At 45.2% G+C, this 24,403-nt stretch carries 29 protein-coding genes; 18 read left to right on the top strand and 11 right to left on the bottom strand.

Annotated elements, in window-relative coordinates:
* Nucleotides 1-85 precede the first annotated feature (85 nt).
* The 5 genes from arcA (at nt 86) to AB4323_RS19190 (ending at nt 4,685) form a co-directional block, all read left to right on the top strand.
* Nucleotides 86-1,306 carry an arginine deiminase gene (gene arcA / locus AB4323_RS19210; RefSeq protein ID WP_017069412.1) on the top strand — a complete coding sequence of 407 codons (1,221 nt, stop codon included), beginning with the start codon at nt 86-88 and terminating at the stop codon, nt 1,304-1,306.
* Nucleotides 1,307-1,463: 157 nt separating this feature from the next.
* The gene (locus tag AB4323_RS19205; protein WP_017063738.1) at nt 1,464-2,468 is read left to right on the top strand and encodes an ornithine carbamoyltransferase; all 1,005 of its coding nucleotides are present in this window, start codon (nt 1,464-1,466) and stop codon (nt 2,466-2,468) included.
* Between the two features lie 287 nt (nt 2,469-2,755).
* Nucleotides 2,756-3,685 carry an aspartate carbamoyltransferase gene (gene pyrB, locus AB4323_RS19200; protein WP_012604860.1) on the top strand — a complete coding sequence of 310 codons (930 nt, stop codon included), beginning with the start codon at nt 2,756-2,758 and terminating at the stop codon, nt 3,683-3,685.
* Between the two features lie 12 nt (nt 3,686-3,697).
* Nucleotides 3,698-4,159 (top strand): aspartate carbamoyltransferase regulatory subunit, encoded by a 462-nt coding sequence (pyrI, locus tag AB4323_RS19195; RefSeq protein WP_017058927.1) that lies wholly within the window; start codon nt 3,698-3,700, stop codon nt 4,157-4,159.
* A 136-nt stretch (nt 4,160-4,295) separates the two neighbouring features.
* Nucleotides 4,296-4,685, top strand: coding sequence for a RidA family protein (locus tag AB4323_RS19190; RefSeq protein WP_004735319.1), 390 nt, complete (start codon nt 4,296-4,298; stop codon nt 4,683-4,685).
* Between the two features lie 124 nt (nt 4,686-4,809).
* On the opposite strand, the gene AB4323_RS19185 is transcribed toward AB4323_RS19190, so the two are convergent.
* The 8 genes from AB4323_RS19185 to mlaF all read right to left on the bottom strand — a co-directional run bounded on the left by AB4323_RS19185 (nt 4,810) and on the right by mlaF (nt 10,289).
* A complete protein-coding gene (locus AB4323_RS19185) occupies nt 4,810-5,535 on the bottom strand; it encodes a 1-acylglycerol-3-phosphate O-acyltransferase (RefSeq protein WP_017058926.1) in 726 nt (241 codons plus the stop codon).
* A gap of 152 nt (nt 5,536-5,687) precedes the next feature.
* On the bottom strand, nt 5,688-6,953 hold the full coding sequence (gene murA, locus AB4323_RS19180) for a UDP-N-acetylglucosamine 1-carboxyvinyltransferase (protein WP_017058925.1): 1,266 nt from the start codon (nt 6,951-6,953) through the stop codon (nt 5,688-5,690).
* Nucleotides 6,954-6,961: 8 nt separating this feature from the next.
* Entirely contained in the window at nt 6,962-7,216 is a 255-nt protein-coding gene (gene ibaG, locus AB4323_RS19175) for a BolA family iron metabolism protein IbaG (RefSeq protein WP_017058924.1), read from the bottom strand.
* A 13-nt stretch (nt 7,217-7,229) separates the two neighbouring features.
* Nucleotides 7,230-7,538, bottom strand: coding sequence for a lipid asymmetry maintenance protein MlaB (locus tag AB4323_RS19170; protein ID WP_017058923.1), 309 nt, complete (start codon nt 7,536-7,538; stop codon nt 7,230-7,232).
* Entirely contained in the window at nt 7,538-8,167 is a 630-nt protein-coding gene (locus AB4323_RS19165; protein WP_120459707.1) for a phospholipid-binding protein MlaC, read from the bottom strand. The genes AB4323_RS19170 and AB4323_RS19165 overlap by 1 nt, the downstream gene beginning before the upstream one ends.
* A 52-nt stretch (nt 8,168-8,219) precedes the next feature.
* Nucleotides 8,220-8,711: an outer membrane lipid asymmetry maintenance protein MlaD gene (mlaD, locus tag AB4323_RS19160; protein WP_017058921.1), complete on the bottom strand. Its 492-nt coding sequence runs from the start codon at nt 8,709-8,711 to the stop codon at nt 8,220-8,222.
* 2 nt (nt 8,712-8,713) lie between these two features.
* A complete protein-coding gene (gene mlaE / locus AB4323_RS19155) occupies nt 8,714-9,493 on the bottom strand; it encodes a lipid asymmetry maintenance ABC transporter permease subunit MlaE (RefSeq protein WP_017058920.1) in 780 nt (259 codons plus the stop codon).
* A gap of 1 nt (nt 9,494) precedes the next feature.
* The gene (gene mlaF, locus AB4323_RS19150; RefSeq protein WP_017058919.1) at nt 9,495-10,289 is read right to left on the bottom strand and encodes a phospholipid ABC transporter ATP-binding protein MlaF; all 795 of its coding nucleotides are present in this window, start codon (nt 10,287-10,289) and stop codon (nt 9,495-9,497) included.
* Between the two features lie 264 nt (nt 10,290-10,553).
* On the opposite strand from mlaF, the gene AB4323_RS19145 reads away from it, so the two are divergent.
* The 12 genes from AB4323_RS19145 (at nt 10,554) to mgtE (ending at nt 19,826) form a co-directional block, all read left to right on the top strand.
* The gene (locus tag AB4323_RS19145) at nt 10,554-11,519 is read left to right on the top strand and encodes a calcium/sodium antiporter (RefSeq protein WP_017063737.1); all 966 of its coding nucleotides are present in this window, start codon (nt 10,554-10,556) and stop codon (nt 11,517-11,519) included.
* A 34-nt stretch (nt 11,520-11,553) separates the two neighbouring features.
* Nucleotides 11,554-12,525 carry an arabinose-5-phosphate isomerase KdsD gene (gene kdsD / locus AB4323_RS19140; protein WP_017058917.1) on the top strand — a complete coding sequence of 324 codons (972 nt, stop codon included), beginning with the start codon at nt 11,554-11,556 and terminating at the stop codon, nt 12,523-12,525.
* Nucleotides 12,525-13,082 carry a 3-deoxy-manno-octulosonate-8-phosphatase KdsC gene (gene kdsC, locus AB4323_RS19135; RefSeq protein WP_017058916.1) on the top strand — a complete coding sequence of 186 codons (558 nt, stop codon included), beginning with the start codon at nt 12,525-12,527 and terminating at the stop codon, nt 13,080-13,082. The genes kdsD and kdsC overlap by 1 nt, the downstream gene beginning before the upstream one ends.
* Entirely contained in the window at nt 13,079-13,642 is a 564-nt protein-coding gene (lptC, locus tag AB4323_RS19130; protein WP_004735306.1) for an LPS export ABC transporter periplasmic protein LptC, read from the top strand. Before kdsC ends, lptC begins: the two co-directional genes overlap by 4 nt.
* Nucleotides 13,623-14,117, top strand: a complete 495-nt coding sequence (gene lptA, locus AB4323_RS19125; RefSeq protein ID WP_017058914.1) for a lipopolysaccharide transport periplasmic protein LptA — start codon at nt 13,623-13,625, stop codon at nt 14,115-14,117. The genes lptC and lptA overlap by 20 nt, the downstream gene beginning before the upstream one ends.
* A gap of 2 nt (nt 14,118-14,119) precedes the next feature.
* Entirely contained in the window at nt 14,120-14,845 is a 726-nt protein-coding gene (gene lptB, locus AB4323_RS19120) for an LPS export ABC transporter ATP-binding protein (protein WP_004735304.1), read from the top strand.
* A 54-nt stretch (nt 14,846-14,899) separates the two neighbouring features.
* Entirely contained in the window at nt 14,900-16,360 is a 1,461-nt protein-coding gene (locus AB4323_RS19115) for an RNA polymerase factor sigma-54 (RefSeq protein WP_017058913.1), read from the top strand.
* Nucleotides 16,361-16,422: 62 nt separating this feature from the next.
* Nucleotides 16,423-16,710 carry a ribosome hibernation promoting factor gene (hpf, locus tag AB4323_RS19110; RefSeq protein WP_009847742.1) on the top strand — a complete coding sequence of 96 codons (288 nt, stop codon included), beginning with the start codon at nt 16,423-16,425 and terminating at the stop codon, nt 16,708-16,710.
* A 1-nt stretch (nt 16,711) separates the two neighbouring features.
* Nucleotides 16,712-17,173, top strand: a complete 462-nt coding sequence (gene ptsN, locus AB4323_RS19105) for a PTS IIA-like nitrogen regulatory protein PtsN (RefSeq protein ID WP_004738707.1) — start codon at nt 16,712-16,714, stop codon at nt 17,171-17,173.
* Between the two features lies 1 nt (nt 17,174).
* The gene (gene rapZ / locus AB4323_RS19100; RefSeq protein ID WP_017063735.1) at nt 17,175-18,044 is read left to right on the top strand and encodes an RNase adapter RapZ; all 870 of its coding nucleotides are present in this window, start codon (nt 17,175-17,177) and stop codon (nt 18,042-18,044) included.
* A gap of 2 nt (nt 18,045-18,046) precedes the next feature.
* Complete coding sequence (locus AB4323_RS19095; protein WP_017066670.1) at nt 18,047-18,322, top strand: HPr family phosphocarrier protein; 276 nt, start codon at nt 18,047-18,049, stop codon at nt 18,320-18,322.
* 148 nt (nt 18,323-18,470) lie between these two features.
* Complete coding sequence (mgtE, locus tag AB4323_RS19090) at nt 18,471-19,826, top strand: magnesium transporter (protein ID WP_017058911.1); 1,356 nt, start codon at nt 18,471-18,473, stop codon at nt 19,824-19,826.
* Nucleotides 19,827-19,922: 96 nt separating this feature from the next.
* Here mgtE and pmbA read toward each other — a convergent pair whose 3' ends face one another.
* A complete protein-coding gene (gene pmbA, locus AB4323_RS19085; RefSeq protein WP_017058910.1) occupies nt 19,923-21,266 on the bottom strand; it encodes a metalloprotease PmbA in 1,344 nt (447 codons plus the stop codon).
* 118 nt (nt 21,267-21,384) lie between these two features.
* Between pmbA and yjgA the strand changes: the two genes are divergently transcribed.
* Nucleotides 21,385-21,909, top strand: a complete 525-nt coding sequence (gene yjgA / locus AB4323_RS19080) for a ribosome biogenesis factor YjgA (RefSeq protein ID WP_017058909.1) — start codon at nt 21,385-21,387, stop codon at nt 21,907-21,909.
* A gap of 125 nt (nt 21,910-22,034) precedes the next feature.
* Here the strand turns inward: yjgA and thiQ are convergent, their stop codons facing one another.
* Together thiQ and thiP are read right to left on the bottom strand one after the other, a co-directional pair.
* A complete protein-coding gene (thiQ, locus tag AB4323_RS19075; RefSeq protein ID WP_372153125.1) occupies nt 22,035-22,739 on the bottom strand; it encodes a thiamine ABC transporter ATP-binding protein in 705 nt (234 codons plus the stop codon).
* Nucleotides 22,739-24,352, bottom strand: a complete 1,614-nt coding sequence (thiP, locus tag AB4323_RS19070) for a thiamine/thiamine pyrophosphate ABC transporter permease ThiP (protein WP_017058907.1) — start codon at nt 24,350-24,352, stop codon at nt 22,739-22,741. The genes thiQ and thiP overlap by 1 nt, the downstream gene beginning before the upstream one ends.
* Nucleotides 24,353-24,403: the final 51 nt, after the last annotated feature.

Here is a 24,403-nt window from a genome sequence, read left to right as displayed (position 1 = left end):
CCTTGTATTAACTCAATCTACAAAACTTGCATATTACGGACAAGCTTGTCATAAATAGACGCTGGATTAATAGTAAGGATGCAAAATGAGTAAGCTGTACGTTGGCTCCGAAGTCGGTCAATTGAGACGAGTTCTCCTAAATAGACCTGAAAGAGCACTCACCCACCTCACCCCTTCAAACTGTCATGATCTTCTATTTGATGATGTACTTGCCGTTGAAGCCGCTGGTGAAGAACATGATGCCTTTGCAGAAACGCTGCGCAGCCAAGACGTAGAAGTACTACTGCTGCATGACCTGCTAGTAGAAACGCTTGCCGTATCTCAGGCTCGTGAGTGGTTGCTGAATACTCAAATCTCAGATTTCCGTTATGGGCCGACTTTCGCCCGTGACTTAAGAAACTACCTTGCTCAAATGGATAATGAGCATCTAGCAACGATCTTACTCGGTGGCTTGGCCTACTCTGAGCTTCCTATCAAATCATCATCGATGCTGCCTAAAATGCATCGACCACTCGATTTCGTTATCGAGCCACTGCCTAACCACCTATTTACGCGAGATACTTCTTGCTGGGTTTACGGTGGTGTATCGCTTAACCCAATGATGAAGCCTGCACGTCAACGTGAAACGAACCACCTGCGTGCTATCTACCGCTGGCACCCAGTGTTCGCAGGCCAAGATTTCATTAAGTACTTTGGTGACGAAGACCTTCACTACGACAACGCTAACATTGAAGGCGGTGACGTACTGGTTATCGGTAAAGGTGCGGTACTGGTTGGTATTTCAGAGCGTACGAAACCACAAGGTGTCGAAAACCTAGCGGCTAGCCTATTTAGATCAGGCCAAGCGAGCGAAGTGATTGCGATCGATCTACCAAAACACCGCTCTTGTATGCACCTTGATACGGTGATGACACACATGGATATCGACACGTTCTCTGTCTATCCAGAGATCGTTCGTAAAGACCTCGACACTTGGCGCTTAACGCCAAAAGAAAACGGCGAAATGCGTGTCGAGAAAGCTGAAAACTACCTGTCAGCGATTGAAGGCGCACTAGGCCTTGATCAACTGAAGATCATCACTACCGGCGGTGATAACTACGAAGCTGAGCGTGAACAGTGGAATGACGCTAACAACGTACTGACAGTGAAACCTGGTACCGTGATTGGTTATGAGCGTAATGTTTACACCAATGAGAAATACGACAAAGCGGGTATCGAAGTTCTAACGATTCCTGGCAACGAGCTAGGCCGTGGTCGTGGCGGCGCGCGCTGTATGAGTTGCCCTATCGAAAGAGACGGTATCTAAGTCAAAGAGCTCAGTTAAACAGACTCAATAGTCTTATCTAGGCCAGTATTCATTTACTGGCCTTTTTTATCAAATTAATAAAATAAATATTCACAAATATAGCATTTTTATGTTTAACTAAGTTCTTCATTGATTCTATATACGCAAGGAGCGAGAGATGGCCTTTAATCTTCGCAATCGTAACTTTCTAAAACTTCTCGACTTTACTCCTAAAGAGATTCAGTTTTTACTCGACCTGTCTGCTGACCTAAAAAAAGCTAAGTATGCAGGCACTGAGCAGAAGAAACTCAACGGCAAAAACATTGCTTTGATCTTCGAGAAAGCATCAACTCGAACACGATGTGCGTTTGAAGTGGCCGCCTTTGATCAAGGTGCTCAAGTCTCTTACCTTGGCCCTTCTGGTTCTCAGATTGGTCAAAAAGAATCAATGAAAGATACGGCGCGTGTATTGGGACGCATGTACGATGGCATCGAGTATCGTGGCTTTGGTCAGAGTATCGTTGAAGACTTAGGCGCTTATGCGGGCGTGCCGGTTTGGAATGGCTTAACCGATGAGTTCCACCCTACTCAGATCTTGGCTGATTTCCTCACTATGCTTGAGCATGGCCGCGGGAAGCATCTACACCAAATCAGCTTTGCTTATCTAGGCGATGCACGCAATAACATGGGTAACTCTCTGTTAGTCGGAGCCGCGAAGATGGGCATGGATATTCGCCTTGTCGCGCCAAAAGCCTTTTGGCCAGAAGAGCAGCTTGTTGAAGAGTGCCAAACCATTGCGCAAAACACTGGCGCAAAAATCACGTTAACTGAAGACGTTGCTGAAGGCGTGAAAGGTTGTGATTACCTATACACCGATGTTTGGGTTTCGATGGGCGAAGCCCCTGAAGCTTGGGACGAACGTGTGGCGGTAATGAAACCATACCAAGTGAATATGGATGTCATTAAGCTAACTGGTAACCCTCAAGTGAAGTTCATGCACTGCCTACCCGCTTTCCACAACAATGAAACTGTGATTGGTCAGCAAGTCTCTGACAAGTATGGAATGAACGGCTTGGAAGTGACTGACGAAGTGTTTGAATCTGACTACTCGATTGTATTTGATGAAGCGGAAAATCGCATGCACACCATCAAGGCGGTGATGGTCGCGACGCTTGGTCAATAGACAATAATGAAAGTAAACAAAAGCTTGATGTAATCGCTTGCGCTCACAAATTGAAAGCGTATAATTCTCGGCAATTTGTCTGAGAGTAGTGAAAATGACGCCAACCAATATTGTGATAACACATAGTAATATTGTGATAACACATAGTAATATTGTGAAAACACCAAATATTGCTCGTAAGCTAAGATGCTTACCAGGCCGTCTATTCTGCTTTTCAGCACTTTTTTAAAGCCTCCCATTATGGGGGGCTTTTTTATGGCCAATACATTATTGTGGGGAAGAAGATCATGGCGAATTCGCTCTATCAAAAGCACATCATCTCAATTCCAGAGCTTTCTCGTGAAGAGCTAGAATTAATTGTTCAAACGGCAGGTCAGCTAAAGGCTGAGCCAAACCCAGAACTCATCAAGAACAAAGTTGTTGCCAGCTGCTTCTTCGAACCTTCTACGCGAACTCGTCTCTCTTTTGAAACTGCGATTCAACGCATCGGTGGTGATGTGATTGGTTTCGACAGTGGTGGTAACACTTCTTTGGCAAAGAAAGGCGAAACGCTAGCGGACTCGGTACAGGTTATCTCTTCATACGTTGACGCTTACGTGATGCGTCACCCTCAAGAAGGCGCAGCGCGTCTGGCTTCTGAGTTCTCAAACGGTGTACCTGTTATTAACGCAGGTGACGGCGCAAACCAACACCCAACACAAACGTTACTAGACCTATTCTCTATCGCTGAGACACAAGGCCGCCTCGACAACCTAAACGTTGCATTCGTTGGTGACCTTAAGTACGGCCGTACGGTTCACTCGTTGACTCAAGCACTAGCAAAATTCGACAACATCTGTTTCTACTTCGTGGCTCCAGAAGCACTAGCGATGCCAGACTACATTTGCGAAGAGCTTGATGAAGCGGGCATCAAGTACCAACTATTGACGGACATGGAAGATGTGATTCCTGAACTAGATGTCTTGTACATGACTCGAGTTCAAAAAGAGCGCTTCGATGAGTCAGAATACGCGCACATAAAATCCGCATACATCCTGACCGCTTCGATGCTGGAAAATGCACGCGATAACCTGAAGGTTCTGCACCCTCTTCCTCGCGTTGATGAAATTACTGTCGATGTCGATAAAACACCTTACGCTTACTACTTCCAGCAAGCAGAGAATGGTGTTTACGCCCGTGAAGCATTGCTAGCCCTTGTTCTTAACGAAACGCTGTAGAGGAGAGATATAATGTCTAAAGAGACTCAATTAAAAGTTGAAGCAATCAGAAACGGTACTGTTATCGACCATATCCCAGCCAATATCGGGATCAAGGTTCTAAAACTGTTCGACATGCACAATTCTCATCAGCGCGTGACGATTGGCCTGAATCTACCGTCTTCTGCACTAGGCGGAAAAGACCTGCTCAAGATTGAGAATGTGTTTATCACAGAAGAACAGGCGAGCAAGCTGGCACTTTATGCGCCTCACGCAACAGTGAATCAAATCGAAGATTACGAAGTGGTTAAGAAACTACCACTAGAACTTCCTGAGCAAATCAACGATGTGTTCGAGTGTCCAAACACCAACTGTATTACTCACAATGAACCGGTTGAAAGTAGCTTTAAGATCTTTGAAAAGAAAGAAGATATTCGATTGAAGTGTAAGTATTGCGAAAAAGTCTTCTCTCGCGAGATCGTAACAGAAAGATAACGTCATACGGCAAAGCAGACCGAATGTAAAAACTATCAAATACCTCGCCTGTGCGGGGTATTTTGCGCTTTACCTATCCAAAGTTTGAAGGCACACTGAAAATTGATTTTTATCTAATAACTGATGGAATAAACCAATGACTAAAGTACTTCACACAGAATCTGCTCCAGCTGCAATCGGCCCATACGTACAAGGCGTTGACCTTGGCAACATGGTACTGACTTCTGGTCAAATCCCAGTAAACCCAGCAACTGGTGAAGTATCTGCTGATATCGCAGAGCAAGCTCGCCAATCTCTAGACAACGTTCAAGCGGTTGTTGAAGCTTCAGGCCTGACTGTAAAAGACATCGTAAAACTAACGGTATTCGTTAAAGACCTAAACGACTTCGGCACAGTAAACGAGGTTTACGGCAAATTCTTCGATGAGCACGGCGTTGCAAACTACCCTGCACGTTCATGTGTTGAAGTAGCTCGTCTACCAAAAGATGTAGGTATCGAGATCGAAGCTATTGCGGTTCGCAAATAGCTTTTAATCTCTAGATTAAACACCTTCGGATAAACGACTTAGCGTAATGCTGAGTGTTTATTAGATACAAAAAAGGTTGCCCCGTTGGCAACCTTTTTTATTGTTCATCGTTTCGCTTAGATAATTACTTTTTATTAAGCTCAACCACTTCTTTGTCTAACTCTTCAAGTTTCGCAGCCATCTGCTCACGAGCTAGGTTAGCCAGTTCACGAACATTAGACTTGTCGTAGCCTTCAGTGCTGATTGGTGGCAGCATTTCAACAATCACGTGACCATTGTTCCAACGGTTTAGCTTCACGCCACCGGTTGAGCTACACACGATAGGGATGATAGGCAAGCCAGCACCAATCGCAGCATGGAATGCACCTGTTTTGAATGGCAGCAGACCACGGCCACGAGAACGAGTGCCTTCAGGGAACATCCAAACTGAAACATCGCTCTCTTTTAGACTCGTCACGACCTGATCAATCGTACCTACCGCTTTGCTACGGTTAGCACGGTCAATTAGGATGTTACCCGTCAACCAGTAAAGCTGACCAAATAGAGGCATCCACACTAGGCTTTTCTTACCAACAGTTACCACTTTTGGCGTTACCGCTGATGAAATCGTGAATAGATCCCAGCTGTTTTGGTGGTTCGCCACATAAACATGTTGGCCGCGAGAGTAGGCATCTTCTGGGATGCGAAGCTCTAACTTCATGCCGAAGATCTTCGACATGCGACCGAAATAACGGCCAAAGGTAAATACGTGTTTCGGGTTGCGTGGACTTAATAGGCAGTAACCACAACCAAATACAAACATAAGAATCGCAAATATCGCCACTGCGAAAATACGTAATATTGCTATCATTTTGTTCCTCACCGACCGCCAAGTTGATTCATCTATTCGCGCACAAATGAGCAATAGATTTACTCGCGGTAAATACAACTATAAAAAAGCCGAAACCAAGGTTCCGACTTTTATGTTTTCATCTTACTGATTCATGAATCCACTAACCTAGGTTAGTTCGACTCACTAAATCGTGTAATGTTTGCGCCTAAGGCTGACAATTTATCTTCAATCTTATCGTAGCCACGATCGATGTGATAAATACGGTCAACGATGGTTTCACCTTGAGCAATACAGCCAGCAATAACAAGGCTCGCAGATGCGCGAAGGTCCGTTGCCATTACTTGAGCGCCGCTCAGTTTTTCCGTTTCACCACAGATAGCCGTGTTACCTTCGATTTCCGCTTTTGCACCCATTCGCTGTAACTCAGGAATGTGCATAAAACGGTTTTCAAAGATAGTCTCAGTGATAACACCACTGCCCTTCGCCATCATGTTAAGCAGAGTAAACTGTGCTTGCATGTCGGTTGGGAAACCAGGGTGAGGTGCCGTTACTATTTTCACCGCTTTCAGTTCACGACCCGTCATATCAAGACTGATCCAGTCTTCGCCCGTTTCAACCTTCGCACCCGCTTCTTCAAGCTTCGCTAAGGCAGCTTCAAGAAGATGAGCGTTGGTGTTGCGACAAACCACTTTACCGCCAGAAACAGCAGCAGCAACCAGGAAAGTACCTGTTTCAATACGGTCAGCAACCACAGAGTGTTGGCCACCACCAAGACGTTCAACGCCTTCGATAGTAATCGTATCTGTACCTGCGCCAGAAATTTTAGCACCCAGTTTGTTTAGGAAGTCAGCCGTATCAACAATCTCAGGCTCACGCGCTGAGTTATCGAGTACTGTTGTTCCTTCCGCTAGCGTTGCTGCACACATGATAGTAATGGTGGCACCCACACTTACTTTATCCATCACGATGTGCGCGCCTTTCAGACGGCCATCAACACTTGCTTTCACATAACCATCTTCCAACTTAATGGTCGCACCTAGTTGCTCTAGGCCGTGGATATGCAGATCAACAGGTCGAGCACCAATTGCACAACCGCCTGGAAGTGACACTTGGCCTTCACCAAAACGAGCGACTAGAGGACCTAAAGCCCAGATAGAAGCACGCATTGTTTTCACTAAATCGTAAGGCGCACAAAATTCATTAATTTCGCTGCCATCAACATGAACACTACCATTACGCGATACTTTTGCGCCTAAACGCTTAAGCAGTTCCATCGTAGTATCGATGTCACGTAGGTGAGGAACATTACTTACTTCCACTGGCTCTTCAGCAAGAATTGAAGCAAATAAGATAGGTAGCGCTGCATTTTTTGCGCCTGAGATCGTCACTTCACCGCTTAGCGGCTTATCCGATCCAATAACTCGAAACTTTTCCATCATAAACCTTAAAGTGACATCAGTTTCTTATCACGTTCCCACTCTTCCGGCGTGAAAGCCTTAATAGAAAGAGCATGGATGTCATTGCGTTGAATGTATTCCATTAGTGGGCCGTAGATTAGTTGCTGCTTCTTAACTCGATTCATGCCGTCAAAACATGGATCAACCGCAACAACTTCGTAATGACTGCCTTCCCCTTTCACGAAAATTTCCTGAAGGTTCAGTGCTTCTGCTAATAATTCTTGTACTTTTGTGCTGTCCACAAATAGCTCCTGCCTAATTTTTTATGTGTTCTGCCATCATTGGCTGGATATTGCTCAATTGGAACAACGTTCGTAATTGTTCTGGCACGAAACTGAGCATTATATGACAGTTTTGATTTTTTGCATGCTCTAATAAGTGAATTAGCATCACCATTCCTGCTGAATCGACTCGATTTATATGGCTAAGGTCAATTTCAACGCTCGATTCCGTCGTTTGCCACTTTTCCAATATACGCCAGATTGCAGGGACACTGTCTCGGTCTAAATCACCGAACAGTTGATACTCTTTAGAGCTTAGTGCTTGCCATTGAGAATGGCTCATTATTTGTTACTCTCAAAACGAATCGGTTGTGCGGCTAATTTCTCTAGTTCGTCTGCAACTTGTAAGATGCCTTCTTGACGAATCTTAGTATTCCACTCCGATTGCTTGCTCGACAACAAGCTAATACCTTCGGCAACCATATCAAATGCTTTCCACTCGCCAGATTTCTTGTCTTTGCGAAGCTTAAATTCAAGCTTAATGTTTGGTCGCGGCGTATCGATGATGTCGACCTTGATACTGGTAATGCGGCTATCCGCTTTGATTTTTGGTTCTGGACCAAATTCAATCGTCTGATCTGTGTATTGAGTCAGCACTTGGGCATAAGAAGAAACAAGGTATTTACGGAATGAATCGATAAACACGCCCACGTCTTTTCTATCCGCGCCTTTCAAGTTTGGTCCAAGTAACTTAAGAGCTGCATATTGTGCATTCACATAAGGCATCAACTCTTCTTCCACGATGACCTTCAATAACTCTGGATCTTGGTGGATGTTGTCTTGTTCACTCTTCAAACGCTCAAATGCCACTTCGGCAACTTGAGTCATCATCTGGTAAGGCTGAGTACGGTCAATCGATTCTGCAGCAAAGGCTTGGGTAGAAATAAGCAACGCCATTGCCGCCATAAACATTGATTTCAAGTAACCAATAGCTTTTAAATAACTAATAGTTTTCAACATTATCTTATTCCTTAGCTTCGCTGTCATTAGAACCACCAACGCTATACAGCACTTGGCCAATCAAATCTTCTAGTACCAATGCTGACTTAGTGTCTTCAATTGAATCACCATCGACCAACATCTCTTCATCATCAAAAATGAAGCCTGGAACCAGACTAATGTACTGCTCACCAATTAAGCCAGATGTTAAAATTTGAGCACTAGAGGTATCTGGAAATTGTGAGTACTTCCCGTCAATAGACAGTTCAACGACAGGAAGGTAGCTCTCGGTATCAAGCTCAATGCTTTTAACTCGTCCAACAACGACGCCACCCACTTTCACTGGAGAACGAACTTTTAGGCTGCCAATGTTGTCAAAGGTCGCTTTTAGATTGTAAGTATGGTTCGAACCTATGCCTTTTACGTCAGCGACTTGAAAGATCATGATTAAGATTGCGCAAATTCCGGCAATAACAAAGGTGCCGACCCATAATTCTAATTTTCGAGTTTGTTGCATGATTAATTCCCAAACATCAATGCGGTAAGAACAAAATCTAGCCCTAGTACCGCTAGAGAAGAGTGCACTACAGTGCGTGTGGTTGCCTGACTGATACCTTCTGAAGTCGGTACTGCGTCATAACCATTGAAAAGTGCGATCCAAGTTACGGTGATAGCGAAGACCATACATTTGATCATGCTGTTACCAATATCTCGGCCAAGTTCTACTGAAGACTGCATCGCAGACCAGAAACTGCCGTGATCAATGCCTTTCCAATCAACACCAACCAGTTGACCGCCCCAAATACCTACCGCCATAAAAATCATAGCAAGCAATGGCATTGAGATAAGCCCGGCCCAAAGACGTGGTGCAATAATGCGTTTAAGAGGGTCAACGGCCATCATCTCAAGGCTTGAGATCTGCTCTGTTGCCTTCATTAACCCAATCTCTGCCGTGAGTGCTGAACCGGCTCGACCTGCAAATAATAACGCAGTCACCACAGGCCCCAACTCACGCAACAGTGAAAGCGCGACCATTTGACCAAGGTTTCCCTCAGCGCCGTAGTCAATTAACACGACATAGCCCTGCAGGCTGAGCACCATGCCGATAAACAGACCCGAAACTAAAATAATAGCCAATGACTGAACGCCAACGCTATAAAGTTGTTTTACTAATAAGGGGAAGTTTTTTAGTCGCGGGATGCCAAACAAAGCCCCAAATAACATCAGGCTTGCTCGACCAAATGACTCACAGCTCGCAAGTGTACGCTTACCGACACCCGCAATAGTTTTAACAATCATATTAAAACAAATCCTTTTCTAAGCTCTTCGCAGGGAATCTAAATGGTACTGGACCATCGGCTTCGCCTTGCAAAAATTGCTGCACTCTCGGATCGCTATTGTTGTACAACTCATCAGGTGTTCCAGCGGCAATAATCTTGCTATCTGCCATGAGGTAAACCCAATCAGCAATACTCATCACCTCTGGCACATCGTGAGAAACAACAATCGAGGTTAAGCCCAAGGCTTGATTGAGATTTCGTATCAATTCAACCAATACGCCCATGGTGATGGGATCTTGGCCAACAAACGGCTCATCGTACATGATAAGTTCTGGATCCAGTGCGATTGCGCGCGCCAGTGCGGCACGCCTAGCCATTCCGCCAGACAACTCACTCGGCATCAATTGCGCAGCACCACGTAATCCTACCGCTTCAAGCTTAAGTAATACGATGGTACGAATGAATTTTTCATTAAGTTCAGTGTGCTCTCGCAGCGGAAACGCCACATTATCAAAGACATTGAGATCCGTAAAAAGCGCACCCGATTGGAATAGCATGCTCATTTTCTTACGTGCTTGATATAGCTTTCGACGTGATAATGCAGGGATATTGTCACCATCAAACCAAACTTCGCCTTCATCTGGCGGCAGTTGCCCACCGATCAAACGCAGTAAAGTCGTTTTGCCGATCCCAGACGGCCCCATGATGGCGGTTATCTTGCCTTGAGGCACCTCTAAACTGATGTCATCAAAGATAACGCGGTCACCGCGTGAGAAGCTGAGGTTCTTAACTTTCACAAGCTCAGTATTCAACATATTTTTGTTGTTTCCTTGCTTTAAAAAACGCCAATTATGGCTGCAATAATAATGAGTCTACTTTAGAATTAAAAGCACTGTTCAATTAATTCATATTAAACAGGAATCTATGCAGGGATTTGAAAGCATTAGGAAATTATCTATTGATCTCTCTTTCTTGCCTGCTAACTGGTAATTAATTTGCCGAGTGACTTCCCTTTTATCTAGCAACAGGTCAAAATTAGCGGTTAATTCTCCGTTTTTATTAATTTTTTAGGAATCATCATGCTTGAAGCGATTGCGTTTCTTATTATCGGTCTAGGTTTTTTGGTGTGGAGTGCAGATAAGCTGGTTTACGGTGCCGCTGCTCTTGCTCGCAACTTCGGTATTTCACCACTAGTTATCGGTATGACGATCTTAGCAATGGGGTCTTCGGCTCCTGAAATGATGGTTTCTGCGACAGCAGCCCTTGATGGCAAAACAGATACAGCTGTAGGCAACGTACTGGGCTCTAACATCGCCAACATCGCGCTGATTTTAGGTATTACAGCCCTTATCAAGCCGTTATCGATTAGCTCAGGCGTGATTCGTCGTGAACTACCATTAATGATCGGTGTCACTCTGCTAGCGGGCGCCCTATTGTGGGATAACCATTTAGGCTTCTATGAAGGCGTGTTGTTGTTTGTTCTTTTTGCCGCGTTTTTGTTTGCTATGTTGCAAATCAGCCGCAGCGAGAAAAAGAACGGCGATGCTTTCCTTGATGAGCAAGAATCAGAGATCCCTGAAGGCGTAAGTAACCCTAAGGCTGCAATGTGGGTCGTGATTGGTCTAATCGTCCTACCTTTAGCTGCTGATATGCTGGTAGATAACGCTGTGATCATCGCGAAGTTCTTCGGCATGAGCGACCTTGTCATTGGTTTAACCATCATTGCTGTTGGTACTAGCCTTCCTGAACTTGCAGCATCACTAGCCGGCGTTATGAAGGGTGAAGATGATATGGCTGTAGGTAATATCATTGGTTCAAACGTATTCAACATCCTTGCTGTTATGGGTATCCCGGGCATCCTAAACCCTTCGATCTTGAGCGAGTTCGCTATGGGTCGTGACTTCTGGGTAATGCTAGGCGTATCGCTACTACTTGTTGTGATGGCACTAGGAAAATCTCGTAGTGTGAATCGTATTGAAGGCGGCGTGTTAATTGTGACGTTCGTGGCCTACCAAAGTTACCTATTAATGAACATGTCGGCTTAATTGTTGATTTAACTTCCCGTACTTGGAGTATTTGATGTCTCAGCCATTTGATTACCGCAGCGTTGCAAAACAAGTTTTGGAAACCGAAGTTGCAGGTCTCACTCAATTAGACCAATATTTTAATGATGATTTTTGTAAAGCTTGCGACCTTATCCTGAACAACAAAGGCAAAGTCGTTGTGATGGGCATGGGTAAATCAGGCCACATTGGCAACAAAATCGCAGCAACATTGGCAAGTACCGGGACATCGGCTTTCTTTGTTCACCCAGGCGAAGCGGCGCATGGCGACTTAGGCATGATCGAACCTGGTGATATTGTGATTGCAATATCCAACTCCGGCGAATCGGGAGAAATCCTCAGCCTATTTCCTGTGTTAAAGCGTCTGAGCATCAAGATCATCAGCATGACAGGCAAGCCAGCATCAAACATGGCAACCCTGTCTGATATCCATTTACAAATTTCAGTACCGGAAGAAGCTTGTCCGCTGGGCTTAGCACCAACAACAAGCACCACGGCGACTTTGGTCATGGGTGATGCATTAGCCGTTGCACTTTTGCAGGCTCGAGGCTTCACCGCTCAAGACTTTGCCCTGTCTCATCCTGGTGGCGCTTTAGGTCGTCAGCTGCTGTTGAAGCTCGACGACATCATGCACACAGGCGATTCACTTCCTGTTGTAGCACCCGACGCACTAGTAAGAGACGCTCTACTAGAGATATCTCAGAAAGGCTTAGGCATGACAGCAATCGTTGGTGAAGATGGCCAAATGGCCGGTATTTTTACCGATGGTGATTTACGCCGTATCTTAGACAAACGCGTTGATATCCATAACACGCAGATCGGTGATGTGATGACGCTAAACCCGACGGTAGCCGAGCCAAACATGCTCGCGGTTGAGGGCTTAAACTTGATGCAAGCGAAGAGCATCAATGGCCTGATGTTATGCCAAGAAGGTAAATTAGTCGGAGCGTTAAACATGCATGACTTACTGAAAGCAGGAGTAATGTAATGACACAGACAGTCGAAACTCTATACGGCACTGTTAATTCAGATGTATTTGCAATTGCAAAAGAGATCAAACTGCTGATTTGCGATGTCGATGGTGTCTTCTCTGATGGTCGCATCTACATGGGCAACAACGGTGAAGAGCTGAAAACCTTCCACACTCGTGACGGTTACGGTATCAAATCACTGATGAACGCAGGCATTGAAATCGCGATCATCACGGGTCGCAAATCTCAAATTGTTGAGAATCGTATGACCGCTCTAGGCATTAAGCTGATTTATCAAGGTCAAGACGATAAAGTTAAGGCATACCAAGATATTTGCGATAAGCTTTCTGTAAACCCTGAAAATACAGGTTACATCGGAGACGATCTGATTGACTGGCCTGTAATGGAAAAAGTTGGCTTGAAGGTCTGTGTGGCAGATGGGCACCCGCTACTTGCAAAGCGTGCAAACTACGTGACAACCATTAACGGTGGTCATGGCGCGGTACGTGAAGTCTGTGACCTTATTTTACAAGCAAGAAATGAACTCGACGTGCATAAAGGTTTAAGCATATGAGTTTTACTCGTATTATCTATTTAATACTCATATTTATTGCCTCTTGGTCGACCTATTACTTGTACGACAAAGAGCAAACATCAACGATACAAGTGGCTCCAAATTTGGAGCTGCCCGCGTTTAGTGGCAAAAGCCTGAACAACATTAGCTACGACGAAAGCGGTATTCGCAGCTATCAGGTTGAATCGACGTATTTAGAACACTACTCAGTAGTTGGCGATACGCACTTTCAAAACCCAGTTCTTTCGGTATTCCGTGAAGGGCACACGATTGAATGGCAAGTCACCGCTGATCGCGCGATTATGGATGAGAATCAAGTTGTCACGTTTTATGATAACGTCGTAGCAAAGAACCTGTTGCCAGAAGCCAGCTTCGATACAATGACCACAGATAAAATGGTTGTTGAGCTGCCTAGCCGAGATTTTTATTCAGAGACTCCGGTCCATATGATCGGTACATTTTTTGAAACTGAGGGACAAGCAATGAAAGGTAACTTCGGTACCAACAATGCAACCCTCTTTAATTCTGTTCAAGGTAGATATGAAACTCTTACACCTTAGTTTATTCGCTTTGACCCTTGCGGCACCTAATGTCTATGCTCTGTCTTCGGATAGTGAGCAACCTGTCTACATTGACTCAGACAGCCAGCAATTGGATATGAAAAGTAACCAAGTGACTTTCCTTGGTGATGTGAACCTTAAACAAGGCAGCATCAATATCAATGCCGATAAGGTTATTGTTACTCGTAACGCCGTAAACGGTGAGATTGAAGAAATTCAAGGCTTCGGTAAGCCAGCAACCTTCTCTCAGCTTACTGACGACGGTAAGACACTCTACGGTGAAGCTGACGACCTGCACTACCAGCTTGTTGCCGACCGACTGATCATGACTAAGAATGCGATGTTATCTCAAGATGGCAGCATCATTCGCGGTTCTAAGATCACTTACCAGATCGGTTCTCAGAAATTAGTCGCTGACAGTGGTGAAAACAAACGAGTGTCAACGGTTTTACAACCAACGGAAGTGAATAAGTAACGATGGCTGTTCTTAAAGCAAAAAACCTAGCGAAAACCTACAGTAAACGTAAGGTTGTTACCGATGTAAGCTTACAGGTAGAGTCAGGCCAGATCGTCGGTCTGCTTGGGCCTAACGGTGCAGGTAAAACCACATCTTTCTATATGATTGTTGGTTTGGTGGCGCGTGATGAAGGTACCATCAGCATTGATGACCGAGACATCAGTATCTTACCAATGCACAGCCGCTCTCGTCTTGGTATCGGTTACCTGCCTCAAGAAGCATCGATTTTCCGTAAGTTGTCCGTAGAGAACAACATCATGGCGGTTTTACAAACCCGTGATGAAATGACCAACGAACAACGCCAAGATAAGCTGGAAGACCTGCTAGAAGAGTTCCACATCCAACATATCCGCACCAGCAATGGTATGGCTCTGTCGGGTGGTGAGCGTCGTCGTGTAGAGATTGCTCGTGCACTAGCAGCAAACCCGCAGTTCATTCTATTGGATGAACCATTCGCCGGTGTTGACCCGATCTCAGTAATCGATATCAAAAAAATCATTGTTCACTTACGTGATCGCGGCTTGGGCGTTTTGATTACCGACCACAACGTTCGTGAAACATTAGACGTGTGTGAAAAAGCTTACATCGTAAGCCAAGGACACCTGATCGCTGAGGGTACTCCTGAAGATGTTCTCAATAACGAACAAGTTAAACAAGTTTATCTAGGCGAACAATTCCGTCTATGATTATATAGAGAGTATCGAGAGTTCTAAGAATAATAACTAGGTAAGTCACACTGAATGAAACCCTCATTACAACTTAAGCTAGGCCAACAGTTAGCAATGACTCCTCAATTGCAGCAAGCGATTCGTTTGTTGCAATTGTCTACTTTAGATTTGCAGCAAGAGATTCAAGAAGCACTTGAATCTAACCCACTACTCGATGTCGAAGAAGGCAATGAAGATACGCCAACATCGGAAGAAAAACCTAGCAGTGACGAAAAAGAAACTGTTGAAGCCACAGAGCAAGACTTACCTGATAGCTCAGACTTAATCGAAAAATCAGAGATTGGCAACGAACTAGAAATCGACACAACTTGGGAAGACGTCTACAGCGCGAACACCGGTAACACGGGTATTGCGATTGATGACGACATGCCGGTTTATCAAGGCGAAACCACTCAAAGCCTGCACGATTACCTACTTTGGCAACTCGACTTAACGCCATTCACTGACACCGACCGAAGCATCGCTTTTGCATTAATCGATGCCATCGACGACTACGGCTACCTCACTGTAACTTGTGAAGACATCCTTGAAAACTTCGACAATGAAGAGATCGAGCTTGATGAAATTGAAGCGGTACGTAAACGAATTCAGCAGTTTGATCCGCTAGGTGTCGGTTCAGTCAACCTGCAAGATTGCTTGTTACTGCAACTGGCAACCTTTCCCCAAGATACGCCTTGGCTTAACGAAGCTAAGTTAGTACTTACTAGCCATATCGACCAACTCGGCAATCGCGATTACAAACTGGTTATCAAAGAGACCAAGTTGAAAGAAGCAGAACTACGTGAAGTTTTGCAACTGATTCAACAGCTGGACCCTCGTCCTGGCAGTAAGATTACTCCGGATGAAACTGAGTATGTGGTTCCAGATGTATCTGTCTTCAAAGACCTTGGCAAATGGTTAGTGACCATTAACCCTGATAGCGTGCCTAAGTTGAAAGTGAATCAGCAGTACGCTGATCTGGGCAGTAAAGGCAACAGCGCCGACAATCAATACATCCGCTCAAATTTGCAAGAAGCAAAGTGGTTAATTAAAAGCCTAGAGAGCCGAAATGAGACGCTACTCAAAGTTGCGCGATGCATTGTTGAACATCAGCGTGATTTCTTCGAACATGGCGAAGAAGCGATGAAGCCAATGGTTCTTAATGATGTTGCGTTAGCTGTTGATATGCACGAATCCACGATCTCTCGTGTGACGACTCAAAAATTCATGCATACGCCACGTGGCATCTTCGAGCTCAAATACTTTTTCTCAAGCCATGTCAGCACTGACAATGGCGGTGAATGTTCATCTACAGCAATTCGCGCACTCATCAAGAAGCTTGTCGCAGCGGAAAATACCGCGAAGCCTCTAAGTGATAGTAAGATTGCTGCTTTACTGGCTGACCAAGGAATTCAGGTAGCTAGACGTACCATAGCGAAATACCGTGAGTCTCTGGGCATTGCCCCATCGAGTCAGCGTAAACGCCTGCTATAAGCTCATTTAGTCGCTAGTTACTTAGCAACTATGATCAGGCAACCAACTGAAAAGGAAAGTCTATGCAAATCAATATTCAAGGCCATCACGTTGATCTTACCGATTCAATGCAAGACTATGTTCACACCAAATTCGACAAACTTGAGCGCTTCTTTGATCATATCAATAGCGTTCAGGTTGTTTTAAAAGTTGAGAAAATCAATCAAATCGCAGAAGCTACCCTGCATATAAATCAGGGGGAAATCCATGCGACAGCAACAGATGAAAGCATGTATGCAGCGATTGATTCATTGGTTGATAAACTCGTCCGCCAACTCAACAAGCACAAAGAAAAGCTAAGTAGTCACTAACATGCAATTAAGCGAAGTACTTTCATTGGACTGCACCAAAAGTGCAGTCCAATGCACAAGCAAAAAAAGAGCCCTTGAGCTCATCAGCCAGATAGCAGCTGAGAGCTGCGGTCAAGATTCAACAGAGCTATTTGAGTGTATGTTGAGCCGTGAGAAGATGGGCAGTACCGGTATTGGTAATGGTATCGCGATTCCCCATGCTCGTATGAATGTCAGTGATAAAGCGATAGCTGTATTACTGCAATGCCAAGATCCTATCGAATTTGATGCGATTGATAATCGTCCTGTCGACCTACTATTTGCCCTGCTTGTTCCTAGCGAACAATGCAAAGAGCATCTAAAAACCCTTTCTTGTATGGCAGAACGACTAAACGACAAGCAGACTCTTAAACAGCTGCGTAATGCTCAGAGCGATCAAGAGCTTTACGACATCATGATTCAAGTGCCAACTTGCGAGCAATAACATGCGATTAATCGTGGTTAGTGGCCAATCAGGGGCCGGTAAAAGTGTTGCGTTACGAGTCCTAGAAGACTTGGGGTATTACTGTGTCGATAATCTACCAGTAAACCTGCTCAACAACTTTGTCGAATCGGTACGCGAAAGCAACCAAAACGTTGCGGTAAGTATTGATATACGTAACCTACCGAAAGAGCCTCAGTTAGTCACCGACACGCTCGAGCAACTCGAGTCAGCTACAAACATCGATGTTGATGTATTGTTCCTCGATGCCAGCAAGCAGACACTCCTTAAGCGCTACAGCGAAACCCGCAGAATCCACCCTTTATCAATTGGCCAAGAAAAGCTCTCTCTTGAGCAAGCGATTGATTTAGAGAAGACACTTCTGACACCTCTCGCAGAGCACGCCAGCATTGTGATCGACAGCAGTGACTGCAACCTCTACGAATTGAGTGAAAAGGTTCGATTTAAAGTTGAAGGCAAAGAGAAGCAAGAGCTGATCATCGTCTTTCAATCTTTCGGTTTTAAGTATGGCTTGCCAAGTGATGCCGACTACGTGTTTGATGTTCGCTTTTTGCCGAACCCTCACTGGGAACCTGCACTACGACCACTAACCGGGCTAGATGCACCAATTCACTCCTTTCTAGAAGAACACTCAGAAGTTCTGGAACTCAAGCAACAGATCCAAGGCTTTGTTGAACAGTGGTTACCAATGTTAGAGAAGAACAATCGCAGTTACCTAACGGTCGCGATTGGCTGTACTGGCGGCAAACACCGCTCGGTTTATCTAACCCAGAAAATTGGTGAGTACTTTGAGCAACTTGGCCATCAAGTTCAAATCAGACACGCCTCCCTAGAGAAGCACCAACAGGGCTAACCATGGAATTAACTCGAACTGTACTGATCCAAAATCGCTTGGGTCTTCACGCTAGAGCAGCCGTAAAGTTGGTTGAGCTTGCACAAAGCTTTGATGCAACCATCACTATCCATAGCGAAGAAGATAAAACAGCAACAGCAGACAGCGTAATGGGGTTACTTATGCTGGAATCAGCGCAAGGGCAACATATTACGATTCAAGCTGCAGGTACCGATTCACAGCAAGCACTGGATGCCGTCTGTCATCTCATTGAAGACAAGTTTGATGAGGGTGAGTAGCGAAAACGCTTCACTCACAACGCCTAAGACTCAAACAACGAACCAACCTATATTAAATCTTAGTTCTACCTAAGTTTATGATTTAAATAAGCCCTAGAATTAAGTTACTATTCCAAGCATTGTAAGAATAATGAGATAGGAGGAAAATATGGCAGAGCAATTAGAATTCGACCAAGCTCACCAAACCCTCCAAGAAGTCAGCGAAGCCCTAGAAAACGGCCGATTTGTTCACGTACGCCGACAACTTCAGGACATGGAACCTGAGGATATTGCACACCTTTTAGAAGCCTCCCCTCGCAAAAGTCGTGACGTACTCTGGCAACTCACCGATCCTGAAGACTACGGTGAAATTCTTGATGAACTAAACGAAGACGTCAAAGATGCTCTTGTGTCAAAAATGGCACCTGAGACCTTGGCAGAAGCAACCGAAGGCATGGAAACCGATGACGTCGCGTACGTACTTCGAAGCCTACCCGACGATGTTTCTCGCGAAGTCCTTTCTCAAATGGACTCCGTCGATCGTGCGTTAGTTGAAACCGCCCTGTCGTACCCTGAAGATTCAGCGGGTGCGATCATGAATACCGACGTAATCACGATTCGTGGTGATGTCGATGTCGACGTTGTATTGCGCTACATGCGTATGCGTGGCGAACTGCCAGATGCAACTGATGCTCTGTATGTTATTGATGAAGAAGAACGTCTTATCGGTAACCTATCACTTACCACGCTAGTAACGACTCAACCTGATGTCCCTGTTTCAGAAGTGATGGATGATGCCGACGAAGCGATCGCGGTAGAAACCAGTGCGTCAGATATCGCGAGCCTGTTTGAACGTCGTAACTGGGTTTCTGCGCCTGTCATCGATAGTAACCAGCACCTTGTTGGTCGTATCACCATCGATGATGTGGTTGATGTTATCCGTGAAGATGCCGAACACTCAATGATGAGTATGGCGGGTATGGACGATGACGAAGATACCTTCGCACCGGTCGTAAAATCTGCTCGTCGTCGTAGTGTGTGGCTTGGTGCTAACGTACTCGCAGCACTGGCGGCAGCATCTGTATCAAACATGTTTGAAGCAACGCTCGATCAAATGGCAGCGATTGCGGTTCTGATGACTATCGTGCCTTCGATGGGGGGTGTTGCGGGTAACCAAACCGTTGCTCTGGTGATTCGTGGTTTGGCACTCGGTCATATCGGTGACAGTAACAAACGCGAACTGCTACTCAAAGAGGCAGCCATCGGCTTCCTAAACGGCGTTCTATGGGCCGTTATCATTGGTGGTATCGTGGTGGCTTGGAAAGGTAACTGGATACTGGGAGGCATCATCTCAGCGGCGATGATGACCAACTTGATTGTCGCAGGTATTGCTGGTGTAACTATCCCAGTGATGTTGAAGAAGATGAATATCGATCCAGCCCTTGCTGGCGGTATGGCACTGACCACAGTAACCGATGTTATTGGCCTATCGGTGTTCCTAGGCTTAGCGACCATACTGATCTAGTTAGCATAAGCAGTTAGCCAATTTTTGGCGAAATACAGAAAACAAAAAGGGAGCCACGGCTCCCTTTTTTAATTCATCAGATTCGCTTTAATTGAATTACTCACCCGCGACTTTCATCGACTCAAGCAGGATAGAACCCGTTTGAATTTGCGAACGTGTTTCTACGTCGTTACCCACAGCAACAATCTGAGTAAACATGTCTTTTAGGTTACCTGCGATTGTTACTTCTGATACTGGGTATTGGATCTCTCCGTTTTCAACCCAGAAACCTGCAGCGCCACGTGAATAATCACCCGTTACGGTGTTTACGCCTTGGCCCATCACTTCAGTGACTAGGAAGCCAGTACCCAACTCTTTTAGCATCTGCTCAAAGTTTTGACCGGTCGATTTAACGAACCAGTTATGAATACCACCAGCATGACCGGTTGGCGTCATATCCATCTTACGTGCGGCATAGCTCGTTAGTAGGTAAGTTGCTAGCACACCGTCAGTGATGATTTCACGATCTTGAGTGAACACACCTTCGCTATCAAATGGGCTTGAAGCCAAACCACGTAGGATGTGAGGACGCTCAGAGATATTGAACCAATCAGGTAGGATTTTCTGACCTAAATGATCCAATAAGAAAGATGACTTACGGTAAAGGTTGCCGCCACTGATCGCCATCACAAGGTGACCGATAAGACCTGTCGCAACATCGTTAGCGAACATAATTGGGTATTGGCCTGTTGGTAGCTTTTTCGCATCCAAACGGCTAATCGTCTTTTCTGCAGCTTCCTGACCTACACGCTCAGGCGTCCACAGCTCATCACGGTGACGTGCAACGGTGTAGCTGTAGTCACGTTCCATTTCACCGTTAGCGCCTTGCCCAATCACGCAGCAGCTCGTGCTATGGCGACTTGAAGCGTAGCTTGCTAGTAAGCCATGGCTGTTACCATAAACCTTAACGCCATAGTGGCTATCGTAGCTTGCGCCATCACTCTGTTTGATCTTGTCGCTATAAGCTAACGCTTGCTTCTCAGCAGCAATCGCAATCTCAGCGGCATAGTCAGGGTTTGGTTCATCAGGGTGAAAAAGATCCAAGTCTGGAATTTCTTTTACCATGTATTCTTTTGCTGCAGGACCTGCAAATGGGTCTTCAGACGTGTACTGAGCGATATCAAGCGCAGCCGCGACTGTTTGAGCAATAGCCTTTTCACTCAGATCAGATGTAGATGCGCTGCCTTTTTTCTGGCCGCGATAAACAGTAATACCTAGCGCACCATCACTATTAAATTCAACGTTTTCCACTTCACACATACGTGTTGAAACACTTAAACCCGTTGACTTAGTAATAGCGACCTCAGCTGCGTCTGCACTCACTGATGCCATATCCAACGCTTTAGCTACTGCGGCTTCTAGCTCAACTCTTTGCTGGGCGACTTGCTGTTTTACATCCATATCTATTCTAATTTTTTAGGTCAATATTACGTAGGATAACAAGAATTTCGCTTTCTCCCCAAGATTCTTGCTAAAATAGGCAATATATTCGTTTGAGATAGTGACATAGGCAGAAAAGATGGCTCGCAAAAACCAAAAAGCCCCATGGGAACCAGAAGAAGAAATCATCTGGGTAAGTAAGACAGAAATGAAAACGGACATGGATGCCCTGCAAAAGCTGGGAGAAGAGCTTGTTGGTCTAAAGCCTTCTGTATTAGATAAATTTCCGCTGTCTGAAGATTTGGCACAAGCGATTAAAGATGCACAACGCTTTAAAAATGAAGCGAAGCGTCGTCAACTTCAATACATTGGTAAAGTAATGCGTAATGTCGATCCTGAGCCAATTCAAGCGGCTTTGGATAAAGTACGTAACAAGCACTCACAAGCAACAGCTGAACTACATAAGCTTGAGCAACTGCGTGATCGTGTTGTTGCTGAAGGTGATGCGGCTATTTCAGAAGTAATGGAAATGTACCCTGAAGCAGACCGTCAGCGTCTTCGTCAGCTAGCTCGCCAAGCTAACAAAGAGAAATCAGCGAACAAGCCTGCAAAGTCTTCTCGTGAGATCTTCCAAATCTTAAAAGAGCTAAAGCTAGAAGACTAATCGTTATCTCGCTTTACTCATAGAGTGAATAAAAGACCTAGCACATGCTAGGTCTTTTTGTTTTTGACGCACTCGATATCAAGAAGCACTCAATATCAATAAATACTCACAGGAGTGATGAGTCGTCACTCACCCGCTTTAACAAATGAGCTTAATTCTGTCTGTGGATGATCCGCCGTCAGTGCCTCTATCGAGTCTTCAACCAACACCTGACCTAGCGCCACAAACACAAACTTATTCGCGATACTGCGTGCGTCACCTAAATGGTGAGTCACCATCAAGACCGTAATATTTCGCTCTGCCGCTAATCGCTTCACTAAGCTAAGCATCTCTTCGCGAAGCAAAGGGTCAAGCGCAGAGAAAGGTTCATCAAGCAGCCAAATATCATGAGGTTGGACAAAACAACGCGCTAACGCGACACGCTGGCGTTGACCACCGGATAAGTGCTCAGGCAATCTATCCAAATACTCTGCAACACCTACTTGTGCGGCTGCTTGCTCAACTTTGAGCTTTTGGGTTGCCGTAAGCTTTAATCCCGGGTGCAGACCTAAACCAATATTTTCACGTACCGTGAGATGGGCAAACAGGTTGTGCTCTTGAAACAACATCGCCAACGGACGCTGATGTGCTTCTTTACCAATAAGCGACTGCCCAGCCACTGATATCTCACCCGATGTAGGCTCGATGAAACCAGCAACTAGCGCCAACAGTGTAGACTTACCCGCACCACTCGGCCCCATAAGCGCAACAATATCGCCCTGCTCAGCTTGAAAATCAAAGCTAAACAACTCTCTGTGATAATGGTAATCCACATCTTTCATCACTAACATCATCGGTTCCTTAATTCTTTAGCATCGAGCTTAGATCTTCGAGTAAATAAGAATTCTATTAAGCTAAAACTGCCGACGCTCAGTAACAGTAAGCTCACAGAAACTACCGCCGCCGCTTCCATTTGATAGCTGCCTAACAATTGGAATAGGTACAAAGGCAGAGTTCTAAAATCTTGGCTACCAAACAAAGCAATCGCGCTTAAGTCACCCATCGCCAACATAAAGCTAATCGAGAAGGCTTGCGCCATCGGCTTACGCAATGCTCGCCACTCCACTAACCTAAAACGCGTGAAACCTGTCATACCCAAGCTTGCACACACATACTGGTACTGCTGAGACAAATGCAGCATAGGTTGAGCTAGGGTTTTAATTACGTAAGGCAGCGCCATTAAGCTGTTGACGGCAATCACGATAAAGAAAGCTAAACTGAATACATCGGTGAATGAACGCAGTAATAAGAAGATACCCGTACTGATCACCAGCCCCGGAGTCACCAAGATAATAGTGCCAATCAGCTCGATTTTATCGGCTCGAAAATTCTTGTTCTGTAAACGCCATGCTCGGCTAGTCAGTAGTATGGCGATACCAATACCAACTGCGATAACACTTGCTAATGACGCGACTTTAACCGAGGTCATTAACGCCGCCCAAAACGGCTCGCTGCTGAGTACGGTTAATGCCTGCGAGTTAATTCCACTGACGATAACCATAGCTAATGGCGGCAATACCAGCATTGAGACTATGATGATCCAAAAGCTATCCCAAGCTTTTGACCACCAGCTGTCCTTAACCAAATATTTCTCTTCAGACAACTGACTGGCCGTCACTGAAATAGGCTTCGATAGGCGTTGAATGCTCACCGCTAGCACACCACACAGCAGCATTTGCCATATCGCGAGCAAGGCACCAGCTTGAAGGTCAAAGTCGAATTTAATCGCCTGATAAATAGCGAGCTCGATAGTGGTTGATTTAGGTCCACCGCCTAGCGCCATCACGGTAGCAAAGCTGGTAAAACACAACATGAAGACTAAGCCACACACATGTGGTAATTGCTGTCTTAAGCGAGGCCATTCAACCCATCTGAATTTGTTCCAATGACTCATACCCAAGTGAGCACAAAGCTTGTGTTGCTCGGCAGGCACGGTATCTAACGCTTGCAGAAGTAAGCGACTGGCATAAGGCAAGTTGAAGAAAACGTGCGCCAGCAAAATACCATTCAATCCGTATATGGAAAATGGCAATTCAATATCGAAGTTCGCCAAAAACTTAGCTAACCAACCACTATTGCCATAGATCGCAAGTAAGCCAAATACACCCACTAACACTGGCAGGACTAAGGTCGACGCGAACAGCCTTAACAACAAAGCGCGTCCAAAAAATTGTCTACGACACAGCGCATGAGCAATAGGTATAGCAAAGCCAACACTCAGCACCGTTGAGAGTGTCGCCTGATAAAAACTGAATTTCGTTACATGCCAATAGTAGGGATCGGACCATACTTGGCTGATATCAAGAGAAGGGGCATTGCTAAGCAATGCCCCAACTGCTGAAACCACGAAGGCAGTAATGAGTATCGCTACCCAAATCCCAACCTTAGGTGTTTTCTTTATCATAGATTGTTTTTTACCGTAAATGGTTCGCTCAGTTAACATCGAACAAACCTT

The organism is Vibrio sp. 10N.261.52.C11, from assembly GCF_041471405.1.
Taxonomy (GTDB): domain Bacteria; phylum Pseudomonadota; class Gammaproteobacteria; order Enterobacterales; family Vibrionaceae; genus Vibrio; species Vibrio crassostreae_C.
The sequence above is the reverse complement of the archived record's forward strand: the minus strand, read 5'-3'. Positions and strand labels throughout refer to the sequence as shown.